Genomic DNA, 25,301 nt, shown 5'->3' with positions numbered 1-25,301 from the left:
AGCAGGCAACAGGCCGGACACGCGCCTCCCGCGCCAGAACATTTGGACAACTCTCGCCGATGACGCCTGTGGACAGCAGCCGGCCCTCCCCCCCGCGACTCACCTGGACCAACTCAGGCTGCTGGCGGACGGTGAGACAGGGTAGGGCTGCGGCCGCGGGCCAGGTGAGGGCGGCGCAATCGCCGGACGACCCGGCGGGCCTGTCGCCAGGGATACCGAGACGGTTCCGGATGCGCGGGACGGGTCGGGCGGGGATCCGTCGGCCCCGGCACTATCCACGTTCTGCGCGACGGGTGCGTCGGGTGTCTTCTCGGTGCTGTCGGCGGCCAGCTCGGCGGCGAGCCGGTCTCGCGTCGCCCGCACCGTGGCGAGCTCGTCGGCGCGAGGGAACGCATCGACCAGCCCTGCTTGGGCCTTCTCCGCCTCGCGGGTGATCTTGGTGGTGTCCATCTCGACGTCCTCGAGCACCCGCTCCAGGCGACGGGGCAGGTTCTCCACCCTCTGGACCAGCCCGAGGCTGGGCTCACGCACGTCGCTGGTCTCCACCAGCAGGTGCACCCTCGGCACCTCGACCAGCGACACCACGTAGCGGGGTTGGCCCAGCCATGAGTCCGCGGCAACTTGCAGGTGCAGGCCCCCGACCTCACCCAGCGGCTGGGGGTCGCGCTGGTAGGGCTCGATGCCGCGCAGCGCCCACTGAAGCATCGGCGCCGCGTCGGGCCGCTTGGTCACGGTGACGCCGTTGATCCTCATCGAGAACGCATCGGCGTCGGTGGCGCAGCGCACCGGCATCGCCGCCAGCAGTTGCTTCCGGTCGAGCGCGAGTCGCTCCAATCGCGGGCCGGCCTCGCGGATGGTCGCCGCCAGGCTGCGCTGCGCGGCCGACCACGCCCGCTCCAGGCGCTCGAGCTTGGTGGCGTTGGTCTCGGCCTTAGCCAGTTCCATGATCCGCGAGTCTCCTGAGGCCAGCGCTTTGACCTCGGCGTAGGAGAGGGCAGAGTCGCCGATGTCCTCGATCTCGCGCACATCGAGCCGGCCGCGCATCAACTGGTTGATGAACTTCGCCTTCCGCTCCACCGTTTGCCACAGATAGGTGTCGAACGAGGATTCGGTGACATACCGGTACACCCGCACCGTCGAGTTGAGGTTGCCTTGGCGCAGGATGCGGCCGTCGCGCTGGGCCAGGTCCGCGGGCCGCCATGGACAGTCCACGTGATGCAACGCCACCGCGCGGCGCTGCACGTTCGTGCCCACGCCCATCTTCTCTGTCGACCCGATCAGCACTGCCACATGCCCGGTGCGGGCCTGCTCGAACAGCCGTGCTTTCGCGCGGTCGTTGCGGGCCTCGTGCATGAACCGCACCTTCCCCGCCGGGACACCGCGCGAGACGAGCTGGGCCTTGAGCTCCTCGTAGGCGTTCCAGCCCGTCCCGGTCGGGGTGCCCAGATCGCAGAACACCAGCTGCAGGGCACCGGGCTCGGGGTCGGCACCGAACTCCAGGTCTGCGTGGTCGTGGTAGATGGCGGCGACCCGTTCGGCGACGGCGTCGACCTTGGAGGGCTCCCGGTCGAGGAACGCGCCCAGGCCGTCGATCTGGTGGTCGACCAGCCGCAGATCCAGCGCGGCGGCGCGGCCGTGGCCGCTGATCTTGAGCATGTTGTCCTCACTCGGGTCGACTGCGCGGCAGGAGACCAGGTCGGCGCGCTTGGCGAGCAGCGCCATGAAGTCGACCAGTTCCTGGCTCGGCGGCACCACCACCGTCTCCGGTGCCCCGCCATCGAGGTTGGGGATGGGTAGGTGCAGGTCTTCGGCGGTCTTCACATCGGCGACCTGGTGCCACAGCCGCAGCAGTTCGGGGACGTTGCTGAACTTCGCGAACCTTGCCTTCATCCGGAACCCCGTCCCCGACGGGGAGAGCTCCAGATCGGTGATCACCGAGCCGAAGGTGGCCGCCCAGGTGTCGAAGTCGCTGATCCCGGCCGCCTCCAGGTCATCGGGCGCCAGGTAGCGCAGCATCGTGTACGCCTCCGCGACACTGTTGGCGATAGGGGTGGCGGTCATGAACGTTGCCACTCGCCGGCCGTGGCGGCCGCGCAGGTAGGACATCTTCAGGTCCAGGTCGGTGGCCCGGTTCGACCCCTCCACCGCGACACCGGGGATGTTCGAGGCCAGCCGCAGGTTCTTGTACCCGTGCGCCTCATCCACGCATAGGTAGTCGATCCCGGTCGCCTCGAAGGTGATCGCCGGATCCCGGGCGACGTCGCGCAGCTTCTTCAACCGCTCCTCGGCCCGCGCCAGCGTGCCCTCGAGTCGCTTCACCGACAGGCCGCGGCCGTCCTTGGACGCTGCCAGCCATATCCGCAACTGGATCAGCTGGTCATCCAGGTAGCGCTCCTCGGTGTCCTTGGAGACCGGGATCTTCTCGAACGCGGAGCGGGACATGATCACCGCATCCCACTCACCCGTCGCGGCCCGCGCCACGAACAGACGCCGCTTGTCCTTGACTAGGTCCTCGGTGCCACAAGTCAGGACCCGGGCCTGGGGGTAAGCCTGCAACCACTCGCGGGAGAACTGCTCGAGCATGTGGTTGGGCACCACCACCGCCGGCTTGCGGACCAGATCCAGGCGCCGTAACTCCATGCACCCGGTGATCGCCGAGAACGTCTTCCCGGCGCCGACCTCGTGGGCTAACAGCACTGACGGCTGGGCCACCATCCGCGCCACCGCGGCATGCTGGTGCGGACGCAACCGCAGACTGCGGGCCATGCCGGGGTAGTGCTTGTCCTCGTCAACGTCGTAGGAGCGCAGCACGATCGCGTTCAGGGCGTCGTTGTAGCGGCGCATCAGCGCCTGGCAGCGCTCCGGGTCCTCCCACAACCAGGTCGCGAACCGCTCCTGGAGTTCCTCGGCCTTCTCCTGGGCTGCGAACGTGGCGGTCTCGTTCGGGATCCGCCGCCCGTCAGACATCTCGTCGGTGACCCGGATCTGCCGCTGCTCCAGGCACGCCTGGACGATGTCGATCGCGCTGACCCGGTCGGTGCCCCACGTGTTCCGGGCGGCCACCGAGTGCCGGTTGCCGCGCACCGACCACACCGGCCCGCCCGGATGCTCCACCTCCACGGTTCGGTCATCGAGCGTCTCGCGCAGAAACTGCTCCACCGTCTCCGCACTCACCCACGGCACCCCGAGCTGGGCGACGATCTCGGTCGGCCCCAGGTCCTCGGGCAGTACATCGACCAGTGCCGCTTGCGCTGCCTGAAGTCGCCGCAGCATCGTCTGCGCCGACTCCTCCCGGACCGCGGTGGAGTCCTCGGCCACCCGATCGAGGACCGTCTCGACCCGGTTCAGGCGGGCACGCACGTTCCCGGACAAGAACTCCGCGCGCGACACCCAGTCCGCGCGCCACCCCGCCTCGGTGTGCTCGACCGTGTCGGCGTCCACGAAGGCGATCGCCTCCAGCTCGGCCGCCGCCTGGGCCTCGTCGACCTCGAGCAGCCGGGCGATCTCGTTAGTCCGCAGCTCGCCGTACGTGTCCAGGCACAGCGACACGGCATCGGCAGGGGATTCCGCATGGGTGCGGACCACCCGCGGCGCGACCACCCGTTCGATGAAGATGTCGGCCTTGCGTGCCGTCCCGGTCGCCGAATCGTAGTGCTCGAGCGCGAACACCGCCGCGGAATGCGGATCGTCGGCGAACCCACCCTGGCGGGGACGAACCTGCGCGACCACCGGCTCACCGGTCTTGGCATCTATCCGGCCGGTGTTTCGGGCCGTGACCCGATTGATCGGCCCGTACCGAGTCATGTAGGCGTCGTACTGGCGGTTCAACCGCGCACGCAGCGTACCCATCTGCTCCTCACGCTCGGCCACATGCGACGGCGTCCCAGCCCCGGGCGCCTCGTCGGGCAGAGGCGTGGTCGACTCTGCCTCCAGCAGCGTCACCACGGTGTCGCGCAGCCCCAGCAGCATCCGCAACTCCATCGCCTGCGACTTCGGCACCGCCAACGACTCGGACACCCCATCGCAGACCTGCTGCCAGCCGCCCTCGGCGTTGGCGCTGATGTGCCCCTCGGCCCGCACCACCCGGTCCGGCAGCACCAGCGGCTGCTCCCCACCCGCTCGACGTAGGGACGCCCCGGAGACCGGGGAGCCCTGTCCAGTCGAGCGCCGGCGCGGGGTCGGAGTCGCAGGCCGTGGCGCGGCCGGCGTGAACAGCGGCCGGACCTTGGCGTAGCTCGACAGCGACCTGGTCAGCTCCCGGTGCAGGTCCCCGGCTACCCGCTCCGCCAACGTCTGCCCCTCGGCGCTCAGTGGCGGGCTCACCGCAACCTCGGGCCCGAACCGGCCCATTCGCGATGTCAGCCGCCCCAGCACCCGAGCGGGCTGCTGCACGAACACCGAGTTCAAGGTGACCTCGGCATCCTCCAGGCCAGGCCCAGCGCGAAACGACGGCAAGGACTCAACTCCACGCCAGTTCGGCACCAGGTCGAAAGGCTCCTCGCCCTCACCACGACGACGAAACACCAGCAGGTCGGTGATCGCGTCGGTGCCCGCCGCCTGCTGGTGAGTCTGGCCCGGAAGCCGCACCGCCGTCACCAGGTCCGCCATCGACGCGAACGCCTCGCGAGCGGCCGGGTTGGTGGCATCCATCGTCCACCGCGAGGTCAGCACCGCGACCACCCCGCCGGGCCGGACCAGATGCAAGCTCTTGTAGATGAAGTAGTTGTGCAGGCTCATCCGGTCCCGGTTGTACCGAGAGTCATGCGGAACCACGTCGCCGAACGGTACGTTCCCGATCACCAGGTCCCGGCTCGCCGCCGGCAGCCGCGTCTCGGCGAACGACTCCTCACGCACCTCCGCGCCCGGATACAACAGCGCCGCCACCCGCGCCGTGGTCGGATCCAGCTCGACCCCGATCACGTCGCGCACATGCTCGGGCGCGAACCCGATGAACGTGCCCGAACCACACCCCGGCTCCAGCACCCGGCCGCCCGCATTGCGGTCGAACCCGGCCTCGCCCAGCGCCGTCCACACCGCCTGCACCAGCGCGGCGTCGGTGTAGTGCGCGTTCAACGTCGTGCGCGCCGCGGCCGCACGCACCCGTCCCTCCAACAGGTCACGGGCACGCTGCGCGTCATCGGAGTGACGGACGGTGTCGTCGAAGACCTCCGGCAGCGACCCCCAACCCGACCAGCGCGCCAACACACCCTGCTCGGCCCCCGAGGGGAGCCTGTTCTCCGCCTCAAGGTCGGCCAGCAACTCCAAGACCGCGACATTGGCCCGCAGCCGCTCCCGCGACGTTGACGGCGCCAACTCCATCTGCGAGGACGGGCGGAACCGCACCTGCTCACCGGCGGGAACCAGGACGTCGAGCGCCTCCGGCTCACTCAAGCCCGCGCTAGCCCCCTCGGCCGGCCTATTAGCCGTGCCAGGGGTGGCGTTCAGCCCTGGGCCAGACCCGGCTTCATGTACTCCCGGAGGATTGCCGACTCCGCGGTCATCTTCGCCTCCGTCAACCGGCCCAGCCGCTCCACGTACCCCTCCGACGGGCTCGACGGGCCCGCGATCTGGTCGGCCAGCGCCTGGACCTCCAACGAGATCTGCTCCCCGAGCTGGTCGAAAAACCCCTCTGGGTCTGCGATCGCTGCCACCTCGGTCGCCCGATGCCTCGCGTAATGCTCCCGCAACCGCGCCCCATAAGTGTTCATCGTCCTTCTCCTCCGTCACGACCTGCCGAGAACCGGAAACAAGGTCCCGGGGGCCGTGGACCCCGCCGACCGAGTCACCTGGCTCCTCACCAAGATCCCACAGCGCCAACTGGTCCGAGTCGTCAACACTCACACGCCGTCGCACCACGCCCGGTACCTCCAACCCATCTGACGAGGACGCCGGCCACAGCACGATTCCGCGGCACGCCACCGCCCTCACCAGACAAAGGCACCCACCCGCTGTCCGGATCGGACGCCCAGCCCGAATAGATGTGGAGAACGCCGTCAGAGCCGCGACGTGGCGTCCGATCCGACGCCGTGGCCGCTGCTTCTCCCAGCCATGACCACCACACGAGGCCCTGCAGCAGACAGGGCAGACCCCACCACGAACCGCGAGCGCGACCCTGCCGGGGACCGGCAGACCTTCGAGCTCTACGGCCACCGGATCAGCCACACCAACAACCCGGAGACCCAGCAGCTCCTCTCGGCCGCACACACCGACCGCGTCAGGCCCCTGTGCCTGTGCCGCCCCAACGGCGTCGCCATGTACGTCGCCAAGATCGGCCCTGACAAGTACGTCATCAAACGCATGCCCGACACCGGTCTCGCACACACGGTCCGCTGCGCCTCCTACCCGCCACCCCAGGCACTCTCCGGGCTCGGGCAGGTCCTCGGATCGGCGATCACCGAGGAATCCGACAGCGGCCTGACCGCCATCAAGCTCGGGTTCCGCATGTCGAAGACCGAACGCCCAACACCGGCCAGCGCCGGTGGCGGGGACGCGGCCGATTCGGTGGCCGCCGACCCCAACCGGCTCACCCTCCGTGCGGTCCTGCACTACCTGTGGCAAGAAGCCGACCTCGCCACCTGGAGCCCCGGCATGGACGGCAAACGCAACTGGCGCATCGTGTCCTGGTACCTGCGCCAGGCCGCCCGCGGAAAGTTCACCAAGGGCAAGCCGCTCGCCGCACGGCTCTACATCCCCGAACCGTTCAGCGTTGAGAAGAAGACCGAGATCGCCGTCCGCCGCCTCACCGCCTGGGCGCCGCTCCAGCAGCACGGGAGCTCGCAGCAGTTCATGATGCTCATCGGCGAGCTGAAAGAGATCGCGGCTGCCCGGTTCGGGCACAAGCTCGTCATCAAACACCTGCCCGACGCACCACTCATGGTCGATGACACGCTCCTGACCCGTCTCAACAAACGATTCGGAGACGAACTCGAACTCTGGCAGGCCAACGACCAGGGCCACCTGATGGTCATCGCCACCTTCTCCGTCGGCCGCGCCGGCCTGACCACCGCCGAAGAGATCTCCCTGGTCATGACCGACCGCAACTGGCTCCCGTACGAGTCATTAGCCGACAAGCTGCTTCTAGACACCGCGCTCGAGGCGCGCCGCAGGTTCACCAAGTCACTGCGCTACAACCTCGCCCCCGACAGGCCCATGGCTTCCCTCGTCTTCACCGACACCGAATCTCCCACCGCCGCGTTCCTCCTCACCAACGACCACGACCGCGACGCCGCCACCCAAATCGCCGCCGACACCGGAACAGACGTCTGGACCTGGGTCATCACCTCCAACATGCCGGTGCTCCCGCCGGCCAAGTCAACGGCTCCGTTCATCTGATAGCGACGGCGTGCGCCAGCACCGGGCCGCGTGCAGGCTCATCGATGAGCTCTGCGCCAGACGCACTCGACGTCGTCGCGCCTGCCGCTGCCGTGCGGATGCGGTGCACCCGCTCCATTGAGCGAGCACTCAAGCGCCACTGGACGAACTGGATCAGCGGATCAGCGAGACCCCGGCTGGACACGACCCGGTCGGCCTCGCGCTCAACGACTGCGCGCCAGCACCGGTCGGCTGCGGGCGCGATGTAGCTAACGGCGACCAGCGCACCGGTCGCGACCCCCAACGTCGGGCTCCCGCCAGGCTGGAAACCTTGGAAGACCGCGACGACGCCAACCACGATCCGCAGATGCCACGCGAGACCAGCCGCCGGCACCCACGAGAAAGCCCGTGCGATCTGTCGGACGATGACATGAACCAGTGCCCATGGGAACGCCCAGAGTCGCGTCGCCAGGTCGAACCTTGACGGACCGACCCGCTGGCTGGCAACCGCGTGCCCGATCGCGGTTGCGGCATCGGCGACCGTCAACCGACGCTCGAACAGACCCTCCAGCAGCCACGGCTCCACGATCACGGTGACGCGCCCGATCGGCACCACCAGCAGATCGTCGCTGTCAACCAACCGCACCAGCACCCGCTCAGGGGCGAGATCGAGCTTCTCCACCAGCCGCAGAGCCGGCTCCAGCACCGCCTTCTCGCCGGGTCGCGGCCCGCGGGAGAACCCGAACAACCGCGCTGCCGGTCCCTCCAACGCCCCGAGCGCCAGGACAAGAAAGGTCGCCACAGTGCCCAGAAACGCCAACACCAGGCCGGCTCCTGGAAGGAAGCCCAACCCGATGACCGCGATGAAGCTGCCGGCTACACCAGCCGGCATAACAGCGATCAGACGGAGCACCTTCGTCGATGCCTGCATCGTCCTCACCCCTTTGACGGGGGCCGGACTCCCGATGAACCCGACACCCCGGACGCGCGCCGCAGAGCGCGTCGACGTCCTTCCCTGAGTGTGCGACGAACCACCGACAGTGCAACCGAGCCCGCTCCCATCTGTGGAGAGCGCATCGTTGTCCACAGGGCGCGGACTGGGCCCTTGACAACGCCGGGGTGAACTACTCGCGGAGGCTGCCGTCCAAACGGTCCTGCGCGGCGTTGTCGGGATAGACCAGGTCGATCTCCGGACGGTCGGCCGCGGCCGGGGCCGGGGCCGGGGGCGTGGCGGCAATGAGCCGGGCAAGGCACTTCTCCAGCGCCGAAAGAAGGTTCCTCACGGTCCTGTCTCCGTTTCTTCTCAGCAGCCCGGCGCCGACGATGCCGGACCGTCAACCGCCCGGGCCTGGTACTTGTCCAGCTGGGTGCGCTCGTGGGACGCAGGGGCACGAAGCGCTGCCTGTTGCATCAGCGCAGCCGGCGCGACCTGGTGGAGCGCCCGCTCGAACTCGCGGGGGTGGATCGCCTGCTCCAGAGCTGTGGCTAGGAGGTCAGCAATGGGCGGACGCGCTTCGGAGATCTGATCGAGCGCCGTCCAGGCCTTCGCGCCGTGGCCTTCTAGGTAGGAGCTGAGCGCGAGCAGTGCGGCCGGTGTATCGCGGACCTGATCGGGCGCGCGGCGCACGAGATTGTGCCAGAACTCAGAACAGACCGCCGCATTCGCACGGGCCATCCGGATCTCGGCTGCATTCCTTGCGCTGCTGTCGTGGATCACGGCCAGCACGCGAGCCGCATCGACATCGGAGAGCGGTCGACGGTCCTGGAGGAACTCGTCGAGACGGGACCCGAGCCACTCGACCTCCCCCTTGCGGGCGCCCAGATCCATGGCGGCCTCACGCTCCTGCGCCGCCGGCAGGTGCTTGGCAACGGGCGCTGGGTCACCTCGCATCGCGGTCGCCAGGTCCTCCCTGCGGCCGGTCGGCATGACGTGTCCCATCAGCGCGAACTCTGCGTCCATCCGGGCCCGAGTACGCGGGTCGACGCGGCCGCTGGTGTCCTCGAGGACGTCGAACCACTCGTCACCGTTGACCCACAGCATCGGACCAACATCAGGTCCGCGGTGGTCGCTGACCAGTCGCTCACCGAGAGCTGAGAGTGCCTCCAGACAGGTACGGCCGTTCTCACCGAATGCGATGAGCGCGAGCCGCGAAATGGAGTGGCGCCGCAGGTAGACATCGGTCAGAGCGTCGAGGAACTGCCTCTTCGCATCAGGGGAGTCCGGCAGGTCGACGCGGGAGGTCGGGCCGCCGCCGAAGGGAAGGCAGATCATGCTGTTCTCGGGAGCGAATCCCAGTGCGTGCGGGACATAGGAGATCAACTCGTCATGCGATCCGATCTTGAGGGTGTTGACCATGGAGAGCACCTACTCGGGTGAAGGAACTGGCTGCCAGGGATAAGCAACCGACCCATTGCCAGATCGGACAGCCGCCGGCTACCGATCAGGCGAAGTTGTTTGCGGGGCTTGCCCGGAGGCGTTCTCTGGCAGCCACCGTGAGGGCCCGCAGGCGAGCTGGTTCAACGCCATGGCCTATAGCGGCGCCGACCCGGGTGAGGGTTCGCGGGGCAGCACGATCCCGTTGTTGGCTGCGGCGAGTGCCTCGAGGGCCTGCTCCCACGTCAGCCCCGTCTCGTGGCGCAACTGCACCAGATCGCTGCCATGCTTGGCGGCGAGCCGGTCAACCTCCAGGCTGGTGAAGACAGCCCGACCGTAGGCGTCGCACTCGGCACTGAACCGGCCCAGGTCCGGGTGGTGCAGATGGAGTTGCCCGAGATGTTCGTACGCAGGGTCCTCCCACACCTTCCAGGCAGCCTGGTCGGGGAACTCGTCGGCGATCTCGTCGCTCGACCCGACCGAGCTCTCGATGCGCGAACAGCACACACCGAGCTCGAGCTCGGTCAGCCTCGGGTCGGCCAGTGAGTTCGGCGAGTGGGCGCCCCCGTAAATGTCGTACGTCTCCAACGTGTCGAGTACGGCAGCGACGAGGTCGGGTGGACAGGAGTAGATGACGACCTGGATTGGTGTGCGATCGCCCATGACAGGTGCCTTTCGCAAGGTGCGGAAGGGAAAGGGGTCGGGTTCAGATGGCAATGTCGGGGCCTGGCTGCGGCGGCGACGCCGTCGAGGAGGGATGAGTGGCGGCGTAGTGGAGGGAACCAGCCAGGGCCGCCGAGCTGCGCGCACGGGAGTGCGCGCTCTCGATGATGTTGCGCATCATCGCCACGCCTTCGTCTGCGCGACTGACCTCCCGTCCGGCGTCGTGAACGCGGGTGTCCAGCAGCATCAGCGCATCGGTCTCCCTTGAACACTCAGCCGCGCAGACCGCGTGCCGCCTGATCTCCATTGCGACTGGCCCGGCGAGGGCTACAACCTCGCCGAGCACGTCGATGTGTGTCCGCAGGGCTCGTGCTTCGTGGTTGACCTCCTCGAGGCCATCTGTGTCGCTCAGTTCGCGTCCGGCCTCCTCGATCGCGCTGCTCGCAGCTGCGAGATGGCGCACGAGGTCCTCTCCGAGTTCTGTCATCACCTCCGACCTGCTGCGAAGCCGGCCCAAGTGAGCGCCTGCGGACTCAAGGTAGAAGGCGCGGCGGTCGTCTTGGTGGGCGTAGAACGAGTCCATCGCGGCATCGTCGAGTACCCGGAGTGACGACGCCGCTACGTCGCCCAACTCCTCGACGGTGTCCGCCGCACGCTGTAGAGCTTGCTCGGCGCCATAGACCGCCTCAGCGGAGGCAGGCAGTCCGCTCTGGCCATTCATTGGTGATCGCCGGCCTGCTCGCCACCCTTGTCGGCGACCGCCAGGAGGGATCGAAGCAGGCGGGCAGCGTCTAGGGTCTGGGCGAGGTGATCACGCAAGACGATCGCCGGATGCGCCCGCAGCTGGCGGTTGGCGTCACGAGGTGTCGAGAACTGATGCATCAGGTGTGCTCCTCCGAGGTAGCGCTCTACCAAGGGAGAAGCAGCAGAACGGCCCCAAGAACGGACACCGTCGGGTGACGTTATTGCTCAGTAGGCAAGGGGAACCGACTCTTGACCTGCTGCTCGCAATCTACTCAGGCTCAACGAGAAGGTGCGCCCAGGCACCGGAGGCGGCGACAGTCTCTCCGAGCCTGTCGGCAAGCTGCCGGTCGCGGTCGGCAGTGGCGTGCTGATAGATCGCCATGGCCGCCTGCGAGGCGTGGCCCGCACGCGCCTGGAGTTCAGCGCCGGTGGCGCCGTGCTGCCCGGCCAAGGTCAACGCGGAGTGGCGGAGGCCGTGGATGGTGAGGTCTGAGCGGCCGGCGGCCTTGCGGGCGATTGCATACCGGTCGAGGAGGTAGCGAGCGCTCATGTGGTCTTTGCGTTCGCCGGGAAAGAGCAGGCCGTCGGCGCCGGGCGCTGTGTGGGCGAGCAGGTGCGCGCGGAGAAGCGGCAGGAACGCCGGTGGCAGATGGACGACACGTGTGCCCTTCTCCGTCTTCGGCGGTCCGATTACTCGGCCGCAGTTCGGGCATGCGCCATCGGCCTGCGGGTCTGCGTCCTTCTCGATCTTGCGGGTGACCGATATCGAACCCGAGGTCGACCTAATGTCGCTGCGGCGGAGCTCGAAGATTTCGCCCTCCCGCATGCCCGCGAACGCAGCAAGCACGATGAACAGACGCAGCCGCTCGGGCATGTTGTCGACGATGGTTGCCATCTCGTCGACGGGGGACGGCTTCTGCGGATTCTTCACCCGGGCGGTCGACGCCTTCTGAATACGCACCGGGCTGCGGTCGATGAGTTCGTCGTCCTCAGCTGCGTTCATGACCGAGCGAAGGAGGCGGTAGGCCGCGGCGTTCGCAGCAGGCGTTTTTGTTGGCAAGGCCGCATGCCAGGCGCGGACGCCCTCGCGAGTGATCGCCTTCAACGGGGTCTCGCCGAAGGCGGGGACCAGTGTGCGATCGAGCAGTCCGCGGTACTCCCGAACCGTCTTTGGCCGAAGGTCCCGCGACATGAGATAGCGCTCCGCGTACACGGCGAAGGTGTTGGCCGCATCGAGCCGGGCTCGCTCCTTCGCAGCTTCGAGGCGTGCCTGGGCGGTGATGTAGGCGGAGGGATCCTCCATCAGGGCCCGTTCGGCCTTCACCCACTCCTCGGCGTCGATCTTCGCTTTGAAGGTCGAGGGAGCGGTTATGGTCGCGCCGTTGGGCGCTGTGACCCGAGCTTGCCAGCGCCCGTCGCAGCGGCAGCGCTGAGCCTTTGGGCATGGCTTCTCGTGTGTGCCGCGCCCTCCGCACGTGCAGGTCTGTCGGTGGATGCAGGAGCGCAGATGAATCTTGCGGACGCTGCCCGCGGCGGCCCTACCAGCCATGATCGCCACCCCTTTCGGCCGATGCCAGAATACCTCAAGCGGTGCCAGAGTGGTGCCAGATAGACGGGCACCCATGTCTACCTCTGTCCCCAAAACGCAAGGTCAGAGGGATCTACCGCGAGTGTGGGAGCATGGATCACCCTGCTTTGCAAGCAGGGGGTTAGGGGTTCGAGTCCCCTAGGCTCCACAACGGGAACAGGCCCGGTGTGAACGGAGCCGAGCCGTCGGTTCTGCATCTCCGGCGCGCAGCGCCCGCGCCGTGCCGAAGCGACGGCTCGGCGATCCCCGCGCGTGCCGAAGCGACGGCTCGGCGATCCCCGCGCGTGCCGAAGCGACGGCTCGGCGATCCCCGCGCGTGCCGAAGCGACGGCTCGGCGATCCCCGCGCGTGCCGGGCGACCTCAACCCGAGAGCGCCGCGAACTCGTCACCGTCGTGCGCACAGAAGATCGTGACGTCCTCGGAGTGCGAGCGGTGCAGCTCGCGCAGGCGCTCCTGGTTGGCCCGCCGGCGCTTGTTGTCCACGCCCATCAGGACCTGGAAGACGCGCAGCCCGACCGGCGGCGCGGGCGGCGTCAGCTTCTCGGAGGAGTGGAAGTAGGAGTCGCCGGCGTGCAGCAGCCAGCCGCCCTCGGCCCGTCGTACGGCGACGCCGCAGTGCCCGCGGGTGTGACCCTGCAGCGGGATCAGGAGCACGTCGTCGGCGAGCGCGCTCACCGAGTCGAAGCCGAACCACGTGTCGCCGGGCACGTCGTGGCGCACCCAGTCGGGTCCGTGCGCCCGCTGCACCGGGAGGTAGCGGGCCTTCTCCTGGAACGTCGGGTGCAGCGCCGCCTCGAGCTCGTCGGTGAAGACGTGCACCCGGGCGTGCGGGAAGTCGGCGAGACCGCCGACGTGGTCGAGGTCGAGGTGGGTGAGCGCGATGTCGGTGACGTCGGCGGCGTCGTACCCGAGCGCCTGCACCTGGGCGAGCGCGGTCTCCGACTGTCGGAGCTCGGGCCGGACGATCGCCCGGAAGGGCTGGCCGAGGCGCTTCGGGTCGGCCACGTCGGCGGTGCCGAAGCCGGTGTCGACGAGGAGGAGACCGCCCGCGCGCTCGACGAGCAGGCAGTGGGCGACCATCGCGGCCGGTGCCACCCGCCCGCCGAACGAACCGACGGGGTGCATGGTCGCGCAGTTGAGGTGGTGGACGGTCATGACCGCATCCTGCCGTGTCCAGACATGGGGGAGCGGGATCGAGCGAAGCCGACTAGCCTGCCGGCAATCGTCTCGGGCCTCCTGCGAAAGGACTCCCGTGCGACCCGTCCGCGCTCTCGCCGCTCTTGCCGCCGTGGTCACCGCTCTCGGTGCTGGCCTGGGCGCCGCGCCCCCGGCCCAGGCGGCCGGGACCGGAACCCTGAACATCCACGTGGTCGACGAGCACGGCGACCCGATGCCGGGAGCGATCCTGGTCATGTCCGACGTCGGCGGCTTCGGGGCCCAGGTGCAACAGGTGTCCGAGAACTCGGTGGAACTGCCTCCGGGTGACTACGCCGTGCTCAGCCTGTCGCCGTGGGGCGGGGTCCTCTGCGCAGGCATTGACCCGTGCGACTACCTCTCGATCGGGACGGGAGTGGCGCACCCCGACGGATCCCTGGTCGTGGTGGAGGGCCACGAGACCGACGTCGAGCTCGCGGCAGCGAGGCCGATGAGCCTGGCGGGCAGCGGACGGGTCGGCACCCCGCTCGTCCTCGAGTACTCCGCCGGGCTCACCTCCATGCTCACCTACCTCGGGGCCGTCGGTGGCGGGGCCTTCAGCCCGACGATCGAGTGGCTCCGCGACGGCACGCCGATCTCGGGCGCGCACGACACGACGTACCTCCCCACGTCCCACGACGTGGGGTCGAGGATCGCGGCCCGGTTGTCCTACCTTGGCCTGGCGGGTGCGCAGTTCGCGGAGCTGACGGGCCAACCCGTCACGCCCCGCTCCACGAAGTCGGTCGAGGTCGGCAAGGTGCCGACCTCGACCTTCACGCGCCTGCTCAGGTCATCGATCACCACGGCCCAACGGGGAGTCGCGCGGGTCGACGCCACCGCCAAGAACATGATCGTCACGGGCCGGGCTACGGTGAGCGTCGGCGACTGGAGCGTGACGCGGGCGCTGCGCAACGGCCGGATGTCGGTCCGGCTGCCGGCGTTGAAGCCCGGGACCTACCAGATCGTGTCGACGTACGCCGGCACGCGTGTCTTCAAGGCCTCGACCGCCCCGTCGCGGACCCTGGTCGTCACGAGGGGCTAGAGCCCCTCGCGGGAGTGCAGTGACCGCACGGTCGGTGACGTCTTCACCGACGCCGGGTCGGGGTGGGTGCCGAACAGCCGGTCGGCCGTGCCGGCCGAGGTGACCGTGAACCAGTAGTGCTCGTTCTTGTAGTGGTGCAGCCGGTGGTTGCGCCACACCGAGCGGAACCACCGCGACTGCGGCCGGTAGTCGCTGTGCACGAGGTAGTGGGTCCACTCGTAGCCGAACTTGATGCCGTAGACCGACACCAGCAGCGAGAGCGCGCTCGCGGTCGTCGGCATCACCAGCCACGCGACCGCGACGTACGCCGGGAGCAGCCAGGCGAGCGCCTGCCACGGGATGAAGACCAGCGGGCTGTCGCGCGGGTCGGCGTGGTGCTCACGGTGCTTGCGGGCCAGCAGCGAGTCGACCTCGACCGGGCCGAGCCGGCGCGGTCGCCAGTGCAGGATGCAGACGTGGATGACCCACTCGATGACCGGGAAGAGGGCGACCAGCGCCGCCGGGATCGCGAGCTCCCACCAGGAGCCCCGGCCGACCACCACGCGGCCGGCCACGGAGGCGAGCAGGAACGACGCGATCAGCCACGGGCTCGGCGCCCGCCAGAACGAGCGCCAGGCCCGCCCGAGCGAGACGTTGGTGCGACGGGAGCCGGTGATCTGCTCCTCGTCGGCCGCGAGCCGCTGTGCGGCGAGCTTCTCGATGTCGGGCGCTGCCTTGGTCATGGCGACTCCTCCGAGGTGAGTGCGGCAAGGGCGGTGAGCAGGCTGGTGGTGGCCGGCCGGAGCACGCGGTCGGCCGCGGCCCGGGCGGTCTCGGGGTCTCCGGCACCGATCGCGGAGGTCAGCAGCCGGTAGGCGCCGACCTGGCCGACCTCCTCGGCCATCAGCGGCGCGAGCGCCACCAGCGCGGGCTCGTAGGCCGCGCGCAGGCTGTTGAACATCAGCCGGAAGACCATCGAGTCGGCGGCGTCGACGACCTGGTCCCAGAACGTCAGGGCGTGCAGCTGCTGCTCGACGCCGTCGTTGGTCGCGCCCAGCGCGTCGACGGTGCCGGTGAGCAGCGCCTCCAGCGCGGGGCCGCCGCGCTCGGCGGCTAGCGCCGCGACGCCGGGGCCGACCACGAGCCGGGCCTCGAGGATGCTCCGGGCGACCGCGGGGTCGAGGTCGCCCTTGCGCACCAGCAGCCGGGGGAGCAGGTCGAGGCCGCCGAACCTGCGGAAGTCGCGGACCGTGGTGGCTCCTCCGTGCCGGACGTCGAGCAGCCGGGTCTGCGCCATCCGCTGGAGGGCCTCGCGCACGGCGGGCCGCGAGACGCCCAGCACCTCGGCGAGGCGACGCTCGCTGGGCAGCGCCTCCCCGGCCTCGATCTCGCCGTCGACGACCTCGGCGAGCACCTGGTCGAAGACCTCGTCGGGCACGGAGCGGCGGGTCACGGGCTGCAGTGGCATGCGCTTCACCGTAGGTCGAGGCCGGTCATTGGTCAAGAGGTATGACCAGTGAGCCACGAGTAGCGCGGGCTGCGGGGGTCTCGAGACAGCGCTGCGCGCCTTCTTCAACCACCGGGCGGAGCGCGTGCCGCGGTGCGCCGTACGCTGAGGACGTGCCCAGAATGCTCGCTCCGCGGTTCTGGGGCGCACACCTCCTGGCCGTGGTCCTCGTCGGCACCGCGGTCGGGCTCGGCCTGTGGCAGTACGACGCCTGGCAGGCGCACCGCACCGCGGAGGCGGCCGACCTGACCAGCCGCGACCCCGAGCCGATCGCCGACGTGATCGGCCCCGACGACCCGTTCCCGGGGACCCAGGTCGGGCAGCCGGTCGAGGTGTCCGGCACCTGGGTGCCTGCAGGCACGGTCTATGTCTCGGGGCGGGTGCACGACGGCCAGGACGGCTACTGGGTCGTCACGCCGCTGGCCGTCGGGGGTGCCGACGCGCCCGCGCTGCCGGTGGTCCGCGGCTGGGTGGCCGACCCCGGGGACGCACCCGCGCCGCCGACCGGGGAGGCCCACGTGGTCGCCTGGCTGCAGCCCCCGGAGGGGAGTGGCGAGACCGACACCGACCCCAGCGACGACGTGCTCCCGCAGCTGCGCATCGCCGACGTCATCCAGCACGTCGACCAGGACCTATACGGGGCCTACGGCGTGGCTCAGCAGCCCGAGCCGGGGCTCGCGGCGGCCACCCTGGAGCAGCTGCCCGACGCCGGCACCTTCACCGGCATCCGCAACCTGCTCTACGCGATCGAGTGGTGGTTCTTCGGCGCCTTCGCGGCGTTCATCTGGTGGCGCTGGGTGACGGAGAAGACAGCGGAGGAGGACGCCGCGCCGCCGGCGGCCGACCGCACGACGGTGGGTCCGTAGGCTGGCGGCGTGAAGCTGTTCAACGCCTACCGGATCCTCGCGCTCGTCGTCGGGGTCCTGCTCGCCTTCTGCGCCCTTGTCGCCGCACCGCTGAAGTACCTCGCCACCGAGGGCAGCAGCCTCCAGCAGTTCGGCGAGTCCGCGAGCATTATGTGGCTCTTCCACGGCTGGATCTTCATGGTCTACGTCGTGGTCGCGTTCCTGCTGTCGCGCCAGCTGCGCTGGTCGGTCGCCTTCACCGTCGTCGCGCTGGCCGCCGGGCTGATCCCGCTCCTGATCTTCTGGGTCGAGCACAAGGTCACCCAGAAGGTGCGCGCCGAGAACCCCGAGGTCGCGGGATCGTCACCGGTGTGAGCCAGCCATGACGACCGCGTTCGTACTCGGGGGCGGGGGCGTCCTCGGGGCCGTCGAGGTCGGCATGCTCCGCGCCCTCCTCGAGCGCGGCATCGCGCCCGACCTGGTCCTCGGCACGAGCATCGGCGCCCTCAACGGCGCGATGGTCGCCCGCGACCCGAGCCTCGGCGTGATCGAGAAGCTCACCGAGCTCTGGAAGGGTGCCGGGTCCTCCGGTCACGAGGTGTACGGCGACAGCCCGCTGCGCACCGTGCGTCGGGCCGTCTCGACCGGCACCCACCTCTGGTCGTCGAAGCCGCTGCACCAGGCGCTGCTCGACGAGTTCGGCGACCTGACCTTCGAGGAGCTGCCGGTCCGCTTCCAGGTCTGCGCGGCGAGCATCGAGCGCTCGGCCGAGCACTGGTTCACCTCCGGCCCGCTGGTCGAGGCGGTCGTCGCGAGCGCCGCCGTACCGGGACTGCTGCCGCCGGCGAAGGTCGGTGACGAGCACTACCTGGACGGCGGCATCGTGAACTCGATCCCGCTCGGGCGTGCCGTCCAGCTCGGCGCGAGCCGGGTCTTCGTGCTCCAGGTCGGCCGGATCGATCGGCCGCTCACGGTCCCGAAGCGGCCGTGGGAGGTGGCCCGGGTCTCGTTCGAGATCGCCCGCCGGCATCGCTTCATCCGCGAGCTCGAGGAGCTCCCCGCCGGCGTCGAGGCGCACGTGCTCCCCGCGCGGGGCACCTCGGGCCGCGACGACTCCCTGCTGGGCACCCGGGACTTCTCCGGCGTGCAGCAGCGGATCGACGAGACGTACGCCGCGTCCGTCGCGTACCTCGACGACCACCTCGGGCCGGTGTCAGCGAGCGGCACGTGACCCGCGCGCTGCGGCGGCTGGTGATCGCGCCGCTCGTCGTCGCGCTGACGGTGCTGCTGTGGGTGACCCTGCCGCTGTGGCTGATCGGCGCTGCCGCGCTGTCGCCGATCCTGCCCGGCCGGCTCCGGGCGCTGCGCATCATGTGGGTCGCGATCCTGTACCTCACGTGTGAGGCGATCCTGCTGGTCATCCTGTTCGGCCTGTGGGTCGCGTCCGGCTTCGGGTGGAAGATGCGCACCCCGTACTTCGAGGGCATCCACTACGACCTCGTGCAGGGCACGATGTGGGTCTTCTTCCGCGAGGCCCGGAGGGTGCTCCGCCTGACCATCGCGACCGAGGGCCCGACGCCGGCCGCGCACCCGGGCCGGCCCATCCTGGTCTGTTGCCGGCACGCGGGCCCGGGCGACTCGTTCGTGCTGATCCACACGTTGATGGCGTGGTACCACCGCGAGCCCCGGGTCGTCCTCAAGGACACCCTCGCCTGGGACCCGGCGATCGACGTGCTCCTGCGGCGGATCCCGGCCCGGTTCATCACCCCCAACCCGGGGGAGGGCGCCAAGCTCGAGGACCAGATCGCGCAGCTGGCCACGGGCCTGGACGAGAACGACGCGTTCGTGATCTTCCCGGAGGGCGGCAACTTCACGCCGCAGCGGCGACAGCGGGCGATCGACCGCCTGCGCCGGCTGGGGATGGACCGGATGGCGCAGCGCGCCGAGCAGATGATCCACGTGCTGGCCCCGCGTCCGGGCGGCTTCCTGGCGGCGCTCGACGCGGCACCCCAGGCGGACGTCGTGCTGGTCGCGCACACCGGCCTCGACCACCTGGTGACGGTCGCCGACATCTGGCGCGAGCTGCCGATGGACAAGCAGATCGTGATGCGCTGGTGGCAGGTGCCGCGGGCCGAGATCCCGGCCGGGCGCGAGGAGCGGATCGACTGGCTCTTCGCCTGGTGGGAGCAGATCGACGCCTGGATAGCAGAGAACCGGCCGGAGGATGTCTCCTCCGGCCGGTCCTGATCAGTCGATCGGTCTACACGCCGGTCGCGACTTCATTCCTCAGTCGCGCGGCTCGCTCGAACACCCTCAGCGAGTCCGCTGAGGCGTCCTCGCTGCGCTACTTCTTGTCGTCCACCTCGACGACGTCGGCCGGGTCGTCCGGCGTGGTCACCGGGTGCGGTGCCTCCGCCTGGTCGGCCAGGGCCTCATCGGGTGACGAGCCACCCTCGTCCTCGGCCGGCCTCTGCGGTGCTGCCGGTGCCGGGGTGGGCTTGTACGACGACTGCCAGTTGTCGCTCTGGCTGCTGCCGCCCTTCAGCTTCTTGGCGACGAACGCCGCGGCGGCCGCGAGGCCGGTGATCAGGAGCAGCTTCTTGAGCTTGCTGCCCTTCTTCTTCGGGGCCGCCACGTCGGCGACCTTGTCGGCCGCCGCCTGCGAGGCCACGGCGGTCCTGTCGGCCGCGTAGGCGGCGCCCGAGGCGATCTTCTCCGCGGCGATCGCGGCACCCGAGGCGACGGCCGGGCCGGCCTTGGCCTTGGCGTCCGCGATGACCGGAGCTGCCTTGGCGCGGGCGTCGGCGATGACGGGGGCTGCCTTGGTACGGGCGTCGGCGATCACCGGTCCGGCCTTGTCCTTGGCCGTGGCCATGGCGGACTCGAGCTGCGGCTTCACCTGCTCGACAGCCTGGTCGACGTAGTCGCTCGCCTGGTCCAGGAGGGACTTCTTCTTGCGCAGACCCATCTTCTGGCACTTCCTCTCGTCGTGTCCTGCTTCATTCGATCATGGCACTCGGGCCCGCACCAGAACACCGGTCGCGGGGTGGACTGCTTGTGGCCCATGGGAGGATCGGACGGCACAACCAGCTCGAGGTGCACCCGTGGTGTACCCATCCAACGCGAGAGGCAGTCATGGCTGACCAGCAGGCCATCTTGAAGACCAACCGGGGCGACATCACGATCAACCTGTTCCCGGACCACGCGCCGGAGACGGTCGCCAACTTCACGGGCCTCGCCGAGGGCACCAAGGCGTACGACGCGGGCAACGGCAAGACCGGTCCGTTCTACGACGGCCTCGGCTTCCACCGCGTCATCGAGGGCTTCATGCTGCAGGGCGGCTGCCCGCTGGGCACCGGCACCGGCGGCCCCGGCTACACCTTCAAGGACGAGCCGCACCCCGAGCTGGTCTTCGACAAGCCGTACCTGCTCGCGATGGCCAACGCCGGGCCGGGCACCAACGGCTCGCAGTTCTTCATCACCGTGGCCCCGACCACCTGGCTGAACTTCAAGCACACGATCTTCGGTGAGGTCGCCGACCAGGCGTCGCGCGACGTCGTCGACGCGATCGGCAAGACCCCGACCGGCCCCGGCGACAAGCCGCTCGAGCCGGTCGTCATCGAGACCGTCGAGATCGTGCGTTCCTGATCCAACGCCCGTGACCGACCAACCGACTCCGGCGATCGGGGTGCCCGTCTGCTACCGGCACCCCGACCGCGAGTCCCACATCCGCTGCCAGCGCTGCAACCGGCCCATCTGCCCGGACTGCATGCGCGACGCGGCCGTCGGCTTCCAGTGCCCCAGCTGCGTGGCGGAGGGCAAGAAGTCCACCCGCGCGGGCCGGACGGCGTACGGCGGACTGCGTCCGTCCAACGCGAGCATCACGTCGTTCGTGCTGATCGGCATCAACGCCGTGGTCTGGCTGATGATCGTGGTGACCGGCGGCACCGGCAGTCGACTGGTGGACTGGCTTGCCCTGCGACCGAACGGGCTCTGCCTGAGCGGTGAGCAGGCCTTCGACCTCAGCCAGAGCACGTGCACGGCCCACGGTGGCACGTGGCTGCCCGGCGTCGTCGACGGCGCCTACTGGCAGCTGATCACCAGTGCGTTCGCGCACGTGGAGCCCTGGCACATCGGCTTCAACATGCTCGCGCTCTACGTGCTCGGCCCGCAGCTCGAGATGGTCATCGGACGAGCCCGGTTCCTGGCGCTCTACCTGCTCTCGGCCCTGACCGGCTCGGCGCTCGTCTACTGGGCCGCCCCGGAGTTCCAAGCAACCCTCGGCGCCTCGGGTGCGATCTTCGGCCTGATGGGCGCGTTGCTCGTCGTGGCGTTCAAGGTCCGCGCCAACGTCCAGCAGATCCTGATGTGGATCGGCATCAACTTCGTCTTCACCGTCGTCGTCAGCAACATCTCCTGGCAGGGCCACCTCGGCGGCTTCGTCGGCGGCATCCTGATCGCCGGCGTCCTCGTCTACGCGCCCAAGGGTCCTCGGCGCTCGATGTTCCAGGTCTCGGGTCTGGTCGTCATCGGTGCGCTCACTGCGCTCGCGATCATCGCCCGCACCGCCGCCCTCGCCTGACCCGTTCCCCCGCGCCGCCGCTGGGTCGTCCGCCTCTCGCGCGCCTATGGCTAGCCCTGAGGCGGACGACCCGTCGTGCACAGGTGGGGATAACCTGTGGAGAACTACACGCGTGTAGTTATCCACATGCCACTCCACAGCTGTGGAATGAAGAACGCCGGCCGCCCCGAGGGGCGGCCGGCGTTCGTGGTCCAGGTGGGTGGCTGGCGGTGGGGTCTCGATACGCCGGTCGCGAGCTCGTTCCTCGCTCGCGCGGCGAGAGAGACCTGGCTGCCGGATCCCCGCCTTCGCAAGCTCAGGCTGGGGCAGCTCATCACTCCCACCGGGTGGCGAAGGTGAAGCCGACCGCCATGAAGCCGATGCCGACCATCAGGTTCTTCTGGCCGAGGTCGTTCATGAGCGGGATGCCGTTGGCGTCGGGCTGGTTGCTGAAGACGTAGAACGTGCAGATCCACAGGAGGCCGATCAGGAAGCAGCCGAGCATGCCGATCACGACGCCGCGGCCGCGGCCGAGCGGGGTCGACGGGTGCGCCGCGATGACGAGGCCGACCAGGATCAGGCCGAAGCCGATGAAGTAGTTCCAGTTGGCGAGGTCGGCCATGAACTTCGGCTTGCCGGGGTCGGGCGCCGGGAACGCGCTCGGGTCGACCCGGACCACGACGTAGTAGTACGCCATCCATGCGATGCCGAGGGCGATCAGCACCAGGAAGACCACGAACCGGGGGGTGACCAGCGGTCCCCGGACGGGGGCGAGTGGATCGTGCTTGGCCTTGGACACGGGTGGCTCCTGGGTGTTCGTGCGGTCGATCGTGATGCGCGACATGGCGGCGTCCGTGACGAGACGCCACGGGCTCCGGGCTACCTTAGTGGGCGTGAGTGGTGGATCCCACGCCCGGCCCGTCCGGCCGGGCGAGCGCGAACGCCGGTGGGCGCGGCTGCGCCGCCGGTCTCCGCGTCGACCCTGGAGCGCCTGGCGGCTCGGGACCCCGGCCGTGGTGCTGCTCTGCGGGGGCCTCTTCGTGGTCAGCGCCGCCAACAGCGACGGCACCGACCTGCGGCCCGGCCGCTACACCGACCTGGCCTCCCTGGTGAAGGACGAGGCCGACCAGTACGCCGAGCTGCGCGACCGGGTCGCCGACCTCAACGGTCAGGTGGCGGTGCTGAGCGCCGCGATGAGCGACCGCGACGTCAACCGCTACCACCGCGCCATCCAGAGGCTCAGCGACCCGGCCGGGCTGACTCCCAAGTCCGGTGCCGGGATCTCGATCACCCTGTCGGACGCCCCCGAGGACGTCATCAACTCCACCACCGGCGACGTCAACCCGCTCCTGGTCCACCAGCAGGACATCCAGGCGGTCGTCAATGCGCTCTGGAAGGGCGGCGCGACGGCCGTCACCGTCGCGGGTCAGCGCATCGTGACGACGACGGGCATCAAGTGCGAGGGCAACGCCGTACAGCTGCAGGGCGTGCCGTACCCGCAGCCCTACGTCATCGAGGCGGTCGGTGACCCGGCCACGCTGAGTGCCGCCATCGACAACGACTCGTACGTCGACGGTTACCGCGAGGACGCCGACGACCCCGACATCCAGGTCGGCTGGGACATGCAGTACGAGCCCGTGATCACGGCGCCGGCCTACGACGGCCTGCGCGACCTCAACTTCGCCCAGCCCCTGACGGGGAGCTGAGCACCCCCGGAGGCACGACCCGCCCGCCCACCGGCGGGATCGTGGGCGACTCCGTCGGCGTCTCCGTGGGCGTCTCGGTGGGCGTCTCGGTCGGCTCGGTCGGCGGAGGCTCGTAGCTCGAGACGACGATCGTGACGGTCGAGCCCTCCGACGGCGTCTCGCCCGCGGCCGGGCTCTGGTCGATCACCGTGCCCGCCGGCTCCGTCGTGTCCGCGGACGGGATCACCCGAGGCTCGAAGTTGGCGGCGCGGATCCTGTTCTTCGCCTGGCCCTGCTTGAGCCCGATCACGTCCGGCACCTCCTCGGGGCCGTCGGAGTAGAAGACGGTGACGGTGGCGCCGACCGCGGCCATCGTGTTGGCCGTCGGGGCGGTCTCGACGACCTGGCCCGCCGGCAGGTCGGACTCCTTCTCCTTCAGCTCGACCACGAACTGGTAGGGCTCGCCCTCGAGCTGGGCCTGGGCCGCCTCCTTCTCGAGGCCGACCACCGAGGGCACCTGCACCTCGGGCTTGCCGGTCGAGACGACGAACGCGACCGCCGTGCCGGGATCGACGTACGTGTCCGGCTCCGGGTCCTGGCTGATCACCTTGCCCGCGGGCACGGTGTCGTCGGGCTGCTGGTCGATGGTGCCGACGCGCAGCTCGGCGTCGCCGATCTCGGCGCGTGCCTGCTGCTCGGTCATCCGGATCACGTTGGGGACGGCGATCTGGTCCGGCGCGCTCTCGAAGAGCCGCGGCATCAGGTACGCCGCGCCGGCGATCAGCACGATCAGCAGCAGCCCGAGCGCGACCAGCAGGCCGGTGCGGCCCCGCGAGGAGTCGTCGTCCGGTGGGATCGCGGCGGCCGTCGCGGTGTGGTCGGGGTACGTCGGCGGCGGGGTCGGCGGCAGCGGCGGCGGGATCGGGGCCTGGACCGGGCTGCCGGCGAGGTAGCGCTCGATGTCGCTGCGCATCGCGGCCGCGGACTGGTAGCGGTCCTCGACCCGCTTGGCGAGCGACTTCATCACGATCGCGTCGATCTCGGGCGGCAGGTCGGTGTCGTGGTCGGACGGCGGGAGGGCGGGCTCGCGCACGTGCTGGTAGGCGACCGCGACCGGGCTGTCGCCGACGAACGGCGGTCGGCCGGTGAGCAGCTCGTAGAGCAGGCACCCGGCGGAGTAGACGTCGGAGCGCGAGTCGACCGTCTCACCCCGGGCCTGCTCGGGGGAGAGGTACTGGGCCGTGCCGACGACCGCGGCCGTCTGGGTCATCGTCGACGAGGCGTCGCTGATCGCCCGGGCGATGCCGAAGTCCATCACCTTCACGTCACCGCTCGGCGTGAGCATCACGTTGCCGGGCTTGATGTCGCGGTGGATGATCCCGGCCCGGTGGCTGTAGTCCAGGGCCGAGAGCACGCCGCTGGTGATCTCGAGCGCCCGCTCGGGCAGGATCTTGCGGCCCTCGCGCAGGATGTCGCGCAGCGTCCGGCCGGCGACGAACTCCATCACGATGTAGGGCTGGGAGACGCCGGATCCGTCGGCGGCGGGCTCCTCGCCGGTGTCGTAGACCGCGACGATCGCCGGGTGGTTGAGCGACGCCGACGACTGGGCCTCGCGGCGGAAGCGGGCCTGGAACGTCGCGTCGCTGGCCAGGTCGGTGCGCAGCCTCTTCACGGCCACCACCCGGCCGAGCCGGGTGTCGGTGCCCTTGCGCACCTCGGCCATGCCACCTCGGCCCAGGAGCTCTCCGAGCTCGTAGCGCCCACCGATCAGGATCGGCTGTTGGTTGCTCATCGACGGTTGACCTTG

The 25,301-nt window shown here is 69.7% G+C and carries 24 protein-coding genes and 1 tRNA gene; 10 read left to right on the top strand and 15 right to left on the bottom strand.

The features are described from left to right. Positions 1 to 99 precede the first annotated feature (99 nt). Both PD653B2_RS01155 and PD653B2_RS25510 read right to left on the bottom strand, forming a co-directional pair. Entirely contained in the window at positions 100 to 5,391 is a 5,292-nt protein-coding gene (locus tag PD653B2_RS01155) for an SNF2-related protein (RefSeq protein WP_242665074.1), read from the bottom strand. 50 nt (positions 5,392 to 5,441) lie between these two features. After that, positions 5,442 to 5,594, bottom strand: a complete 153-nt coding sequence (locus tag PD653B2_RS25510) for a hypothetical protein (protein WP_242665073.1) — start codon at positions 5,592 to 5,594, stop codon at positions 5,442 to 5,444. A 454-nt stretch (positions 5,595 to 6,048) separates the two neighbouring features. On the opposite strand from PD653B2_RS25510, the gene PD653B2_RS01150 reads away from it, so the two are divergent. Beyond that, positions 6,049 to 7,332: a DUF1173 domain-containing protein gene (locus PD653B2_RS01150; RefSeq protein ID WP_085870487.1), complete on the top strand. Its 1,284-nt coding sequence runs from the start codon at positions 6,049 to 6,051 to the stop codon at positions 7,330 to 7,332. Here the strand turns inward: PD653B2_RS01150 and PD653B2_RS01145 are convergent. The 7 genes from PD653B2_RS01145 to PD653B2_RS01125 form a co-directional block, all read right to left on the bottom strand. Then, entirely contained in the window at positions 7,325 to 8,242 is a 918-nt protein-coding gene (locus PD653B2_RS01145) for a hypothetical protein (protein ID WP_207559293.1), read from the bottom strand. The two genes, PD653B2_RS01150 and PD653B2_RS01145, sit on opposite strands and share 8 nt — an antisense overlap. Positions 8,243 to 8,435: 193 nt before the next feature. Then, positions 8,436 to 8,594: a hypothetical protein gene (locus PD653B2_RS24685; protein ID WP_165763285.1), complete on the bottom strand. Its 159-nt coding sequence runs from the start codon at positions 8,592 to 8,594 to the stop codon at positions 8,436 to 8,438. A 20-nt stretch (positions 8,595 to 8,614) separates the two neighbouring features. Further along, on the bottom strand, positions 8,615 to 9,667 hold the full coding sequence (locus tag PD653B2_RS01140) for a DUF4192 domain-containing protein (protein ID WP_085870652.1): 1,053 nt from the start codon (positions 9,665 to 9,667) through the stop codon (positions 8,615 to 8,617). Between the two features lie 174 nt (positions 9,668 to 9,841). Continuing rightward, a complete protein-coding gene (locus tag PD653B2_RS01135) occupies positions 9,842 to 10,273 on the bottom strand; it encodes a hypothetical protein (protein WP_133058916.1) in 432 nt (143 codons plus the stop codon). A 118-nt stretch (positions 10,274 to 10,391) separates the two neighbouring features. Continuing rightward, positions 10,392 to 11,069: a hypothetical protein gene (locus PD653B2_RS01130; RefSeq protein WP_085870485.1), complete on the bottom strand. Its 678-nt coding sequence runs from the start codon at positions 11,067 to 11,069 to the stop codon at positions 10,392 to 10,394. Next, a complete protein-coding gene (locus tag PD653B2_RS24680; RefSeq protein WP_165763284.1) occupies positions 11,066 to 11,230 on the bottom strand; it encodes a hypothetical protein in 165 nt (54 codons plus the stop codon). The genes PD653B2_RS01130 and PD653B2_RS24680 overlap by 4 nt, the downstream gene beginning before the upstream one ends. 130 nt (positions 11,231 to 11,360) lie before the next feature. Beyond that, the gene (locus tag PD653B2_RS01125) at positions 11,361 to 12,416 is read right to left on the bottom strand and encodes a tyrosine-type recombinase/integrase (RefSeq protein WP_165763283.1); all 1,056 of its coding nucleotides are present in this window, start codon (positions 12,414 to 12,416) and stop codon (positions 11,361 to 11,363) included. Between the two features lie 351 nt (positions 12,417 to 12,767). On the opposite strand from PD653B2_RS01125, the gene PD653B2_RS01120 reads away from it, so the two are divergent. Further along, a tRNA-Ser gene (locus PD653B2_RS01120) sits at positions 12,768 to 12,828 on the top strand. Between the two features lie 213 nt (positions 12,829 to 13,041). On the opposite strand, the gene PD653B2_RS01115 is transcribed toward PD653B2_RS01120, so the two are convergent. Then, positions 13,042 to 13,836 (bottom strand): MBL fold metallo-hydrolase, encoded by a 795-nt coding sequence (locus tag PD653B2_RS01115; protein ID WP_085870483.1) that lies wholly within the window; start codon positions 13,834 to 13,836, stop codon positions 13,042 to 13,044. 97 nt (positions 13,837 to 13,933) lie between these two features. Between PD653B2_RS01115 and PD653B2_RS01110 the strand changes: the two genes are divergently transcribed. Continuing rightward, positions 13,934 to 14,917, top strand: a complete 984-nt coding sequence (locus PD653B2_RS01110; RefSeq protein ID WP_085870482.1) for an Ig-like domain-containing protein — start codon at positions 13,934 to 13,936, stop codon at positions 14,915 to 14,917. On the opposite strand, the gene PD653B2_RS01105 is transcribed toward PD653B2_RS01110, so the two are convergent. Together PD653B2_RS01105 and PD653B2_RS01100 are read right to left on the bottom strand one after the other, a co-directional pair. Further along, positions 14,914 to 15,639 carry a sterol desaturase family protein gene (locus tag PD653B2_RS01105; RefSeq protein ID WP_085870481.1) on the bottom strand — a complete coding sequence of 242 codons (726 nt, stop codon included), beginning with the start codon at positions 15,637 to 15,639 and terminating at the stop codon, positions 14,914 to 14,916. The genes PD653B2_RS01110 and PD653B2_RS01105 overlap by 4 nt on opposite strands. Continuing rightward, positions 15,636 to 16,364 carry a FadR/GntR family transcriptional regulator gene (locus PD653B2_RS01100; RefSeq protein WP_085870480.1) on the bottom strand — a complete coding sequence of 243 codons (729 nt, stop codon included), beginning with the start codon at positions 16,362 to 16,364 and terminating at the stop codon, positions 15,636 to 15,638. Before PD653B2_RS01100 ends, PD653B2_RS01105 begins: the two co-directional genes overlap by 4 nt. 161 nt (positions 16,365 to 16,525) lie before the next feature. Between PD653B2_RS01100 and PD653B2_RS01095 the strand changes: the two genes are divergently transcribed. The 4 genes from PD653B2_RS01095 to PD653B2_RS01080 are packed head-to-tail and all read left to right on the top strand — an operon-like array spanning position 16,526 to position 19,495. Further along, on the top strand, positions 16,526 to 17,269 hold the full coding sequence (locus PD653B2_RS01095; protein ID WP_242665094.1) for an SURF1 family protein: 744 nt from the start codon (positions 16,526 to 16,528) through the stop codon (positions 17,267 to 17,269). A gap of 9 nt (positions 17,270 to 17,278) precedes the next feature. Then, a complete protein-coding gene (locus PD653B2_RS01090; protein WP_085870478.1) occupies positions 17,279 to 17,623 on the top strand; it encodes a DUF3817 domain-containing protein in 345 nt (114 codons plus the stop codon). Between the two features lie 7 nt (positions 17,624 to 17,630). Next, positions 17,631 to 18,479: a patatin-like phospholipase family protein gene (locus PD653B2_RS01085; protein ID WP_085870477.1), complete on the top strand. Its 849-nt coding sequence runs from the start codon at positions 17,631 to 17,633 to the stop codon at positions 18,477 to 18,479. Continuing rightward, complete coding sequence (locus PD653B2_RS01080) at positions 18,476 to 19,495, top strand: 1-acyl-sn-glycerol-3-phosphate acyltransferase (RefSeq protein WP_085870476.1); 1,020 nt, start codon at positions 18,476 to 18,478, stop codon at positions 19,493 to 19,495. Before PD653B2_RS01085 ends, PD653B2_RS01080 begins: the two co-directional genes overlap by 4 nt. Positions 19,496 to 19,592: 97 nt before the next feature. Here PD653B2_RS01080 and PD653B2_RS01075 read toward each other — a convergent pair whose 3' ends face one another. After that, a complete protein-coding gene (locus PD653B2_RS01075) occupies positions 19,593 to 20,216 on the bottom strand; it encodes a DLW-39 family protein (protein WP_085870475.1) in 624 nt (207 codons plus the stop codon). A 167-nt stretch (positions 20,217 to 20,383) separates the two neighbouring features. Between PD653B2_RS01075 and PD653B2_RS01070 the strand changes: the two genes are divergently transcribed. Together PD653B2_RS01070 and PD653B2_RS01065 are read left to right on the top strand one after the other, a co-directional pair. Next, positions 20,384 to 20,896 carry a peptidylprolyl isomerase gene (locus tag PD653B2_RS01070; RefSeq protein WP_085870474.1) on the top strand — a complete coding sequence of 171 codons (513 nt, stop codon included), beginning with the start codon at positions 20,384 to 20,386 and terminating at the stop codon, positions 20,894 to 20,896. Positions 20,897 to 20,906: 10 nt separating this feature from the next. Continuing rightward, complete coding sequence (locus PD653B2_RS01065) at positions 20,907 to 21,830, top strand: rhomboid family intramembrane serine protease (protein WP_085870473.1); 924 nt, start codon at positions 20,907 to 20,909, stop codon at positions 21,828 to 21,830. A gap of 313 nt (positions 21,831 to 22,143) precedes the next feature. On the opposite strand, the gene PD653B2_RS01060 is transcribed toward PD653B2_RS01065, so the two are convergent. Then, complete coding sequence (locus tag PD653B2_RS01060; protein ID WP_242665072.1) at positions 22,144 to 22,653, bottom strand: cell division protein CrgA; 510 nt, start codon at positions 22,651 to 22,653, stop codon at positions 22,144 to 22,146. Positions 22,654 to 22,702: 49 nt separating this feature from the next. Between PD653B2_RS01060 and PD653B2_RS01055 the strand changes: the two genes are divergently transcribed. Further along, on the top strand, positions 22,703 to 23,515 hold the full coding sequence (locus PD653B2_RS01055; protein WP_085870650.1) for a DUF881 domain-containing protein: 813 nt from the start codon (positions 22,703 to 22,705) through the stop codon (positions 23,513 to 23,515). Here the strand turns inward: PD653B2_RS01055 and pknB are convergent. Further along, entirely contained in the window at positions 23,484 to 25,286 is a 1,803-nt protein-coding gene (pknB, locus tag PD653B2_RS01050) for a Stk1 family PASTA domain-containing Ser/Thr kinase (RefSeq protein WP_085870472.1), read from the bottom strand. The genes PD653B2_RS01055 and pknB overlap by 32 nt on opposite strands. Positions 25,287 to 25,301: the final 15 nt, after the last annotated feature.

This window comes from Nocardioides sp. PD653-B2 (genome assembly GCF_002117935.1).
Taxonomy (GTDB): Bacteria; Actinomycetota; Actinomycetes; order Propionibacteriales; family Nocardioidaceae; genus Nocardioides.
Note: the sequence above shows the minus strand (reverse complement) of the source record. Positions and strands in the feature narration are given on the sequence as shown.